Here is a 2,397-nt window from a genome sequence, read left to right as displayed (position 1 = left end):
ACGCCAATGGCCACGTTACTTGATGGAAAACGGGTCTGGGCAGAAAAGAATCTGAACCAGATTTAATCTGACAGACACCTGTATAAATAACCGGTAACTGTCAGATCAGGTCTGAGCTAGTACACCTGATATCTCTGACGCGCTCAGAAGCGATCCGGCGCTCAGCGCCTTCACGTTTGACGGGCCATATTCGGTAACAGACGGCTACGATCTGCTGGACAGCATGTGCTGCGTCGATAACGGCCGGTACTACGAGACGCCAATAGACTGGAAAGGGTTAACCCGTGCGTTCGCACAGTCCCCGCTGCATCAGTCGGCGCTTTACTTCAAACGCAATGTGCTGACCGGGTGCTATATCCCTCATCCGTTACTCTCGCGGCAGGCCTTCTCTGCGTTTGCGCTGGACTGGTTCGTCTTCGGCAATGCCTATCTTGAACGTCGCTCTAACCTCCTGGGCGCTCCGCTCAGACTCCAGCATGTTCCGGCACTGAACACGCGGCGGGGGAGTGATCTTAATACCTACTGGTTTATCCGGCAGTGGAAAGATGAATACGAGTTCAAAGCGGGACAGGTCTGCCACATCATGAACCCGGATATTCATCAGGAAATCTACGGTATGCCTGAATATATGGGCGCGCTGCTGTCCGCCAGCCTGTCACATTCCGCCGATAAGTTCCGCAAACTCTATTACGACAACGGCTCTCACGCCGGATGTATTCTCTATGTCGGTTCGGAGAAGGTGGATCAGGAAAGTATAAAAGTGGTGCAAAAGACGCTGTCACAGGCCAGAGGGAAAGGCTCCTTCAAAAACGTGCTAATCCACGCGCCGGGTGGCGGCAAAGACGGGGTGCAACTGTTACCGTTCAGCCAGATATCGGCAAAGGATGAGTTTCTTAATATCAAATCAGCAACGCGCAACGATCTGCGCGACGCTCACCGCATCCCGCCACAACTGATGGGCGCAATGCCGGAAGGCAACGGATCGCTTGGCGATGTTGAGAAGGCCGCACGCGTCTTCGCCATCAACGAAATGCTGCCCGTGATGGAAGCCATGAAGGGCGTCAATGATTGGCTCGGTCAGGAAGTGATCCGCTTTAATCCCTACGCTCTGCTCAAAGACGAGTGACCCGCCCCACCCGCCGCACATCCTGCGGCGGTTCTCCTTCAGTAATTTTCAATCCTCGCATGACTGGCCACCACCTGAGCACCACTCAGCAAAACCTTTAACTCCCCTCACTCACAGCGCATGAGCGCCATTCTGGCAGGAGCAATCTGCAATTTACCCCGCGCATATCCGGACGTGAGAAAACGCGCGGAGAAGGCGAAAAAGGCCGGAGAATGGCAATTAAAGGCATCACCTCCCGCCCCTCCGTCGCGTGGGCTGTTCCCCCGTCACCTGCGCGCGACATTTGCTTCGTTTTTTGTGCATTTGCCGATCCTGAGCCAGACCGCGCCACCACAGGGCAGAAATGGCATAAATAGCATCAAAAAAATTGTGCAAATTTGTGCACTATTGTGCGGCAGAGAAAAGAGACCAGGAAGAAAGGAATGCCGCCAAATATGGCGGCATAAACAGGAAGGGATCAGGCGTGTTTCATTCGCTCGTTTAGTGTCTCTATGATAAAGGTATTGAGGGATGTTTCATGCTCAGCCGCAGCCTGATTAAGACGTTCACCAAATGATTCCGGGTAACGTAGCGTGAATGTTTTAACCTTCTCCTGCCGCGCATAGGGTTCAATCCCAGCCGCGCTGCAATCTTCCAGATATTCACGCAGTGAAATTTCACCTTCCTTTTTCAGCCCCTGGATACTGTCCGATACAAAATCACAATAGCCGCTCAGCCCCAGAAACTTACCGCGAAACGCGCCAAGCTCCGGCACGTAGTTGATAATGGCTGGTTGTCCGGCGATATCAATGGTATTCGGTGTTGATGGTTTGCTCATGGCTTAACTCCTGTGCTTTCGAGCCAGTCGCGCAGGTTAACTACCGCGCCTTTGTCTGTATCTGGTGAAGGGTGGGGACGATGAAAGTTAGCGATGCTGCCATTAAGGATAAACTTACAGCGGGAACCGCGCCCCTCTTTGACTTCACCTCCCAGCGCCCTGATTAGTGACTCGATATCAGCCCATTTAATGCCCGACTGAACAGGCGTTTTAAATATCTGCTCAAGCGTGCTTTTTTGCTTCTTCCGTAGTGATGAAACCTGCTCTTTCATTCCCTGCCTCACGAAGTCACTTTATGAAGTCATTATTGCGCGCATCGGTTATGACGTCAATCAATGAAGTCATAAAATGCTACAAATGAAATGAGCGCCACAACGTGGCGCTTGCGGACTCTTTGCCGCCCGCGCCCGCAGAATCGCCATAACCTGCGCAACAAGTTGCGAAGGTTATAACG

Annotated in this window: 3 protein-coding genes; 1 reads left to right on the top strand and 2 read right to left on the bottom strand. The window is 52.5% G+C overall.

Going from position 1 to position 2,397, the window contains the following annotated elements; translation table 11 throughout:
• Positions 1-130: 130 nt before the first annotated feature.
• On the top strand, positions 131-1,126 hold the full coding sequence (locus QRY16_RS21705; protein ID WP_419776148.1) for a phage portal protein: 996 nt from the start codon (positions 131-133) through the stop codon (positions 1,124-1,126).
• Between the two features lie 457 nt (positions 1,127-1,583).
• On the opposite strand, the gene QRY16_RS21700 is transcribed toward QRY16_RS21705, so the two are convergent.
• Together QRY16_RS21700 and QRY16_RS21695 are read right to left on the bottom strand one after the other, a co-directional pair.
• Positions 1,584-1,943: a type II toxin-antitoxin system HicB family antitoxin gene (locus tag QRY16_RS21700; RefSeq protein WP_289778023.1), complete on the bottom strand. Its 360-nt coding sequence runs from the start codon at positions 1,941-1,943 to the stop codon at positions 1,584-1,586.
• On the bottom strand, positions 1,940-2,215 hold the full coding sequence (locus tag QRY16_RS21695; protein WP_090137114.1) for a type II toxin-antitoxin system HicA family toxin: 276 nt from the start codon (positions 2,213-2,215) through the stop codon (positions 1,940-1,942). Before QRY16_RS21695 ends, QRY16_RS21700 begins: the two co-directional genes overlap by 4 nt.
• Between the last annotated feature and the right edge of the window lie 182 nt (positions 2,216-2,397).

This window comes from Mixta mediterraneensis (genome assembly GCF_030283135.1).
Taxonomy (GTDB): Bacteria; Pseudomonadota; Gammaproteobacteria; order Enterobacterales; family Enterobacteriaceae; genus Pantoea; species Pantoea mediterraneensis.
The sequence above is the reverse complement of the archived record's forward strand: the minus strand, read 5'-3'. Positions and strand labels throughout refer to the sequence as shown.

Bases quoted from the DNA above. Each gene is read 5' to 3' on its own strand.
- QRY16_RS21700 (WP_289778023.1), bottom strand. From the start codon at position 1,943: ATGAGCAAACCATCAACACCGAATACCATTGATATCGCCGGACAACCA.
- QRY16_RS21695 (WP_090137114.1), bottom strand. From the start codon at position 2,215: ATGAAAGAGCAGGTTTCATCACTACGGAAGAAGCAAAAAAGCACGCTT.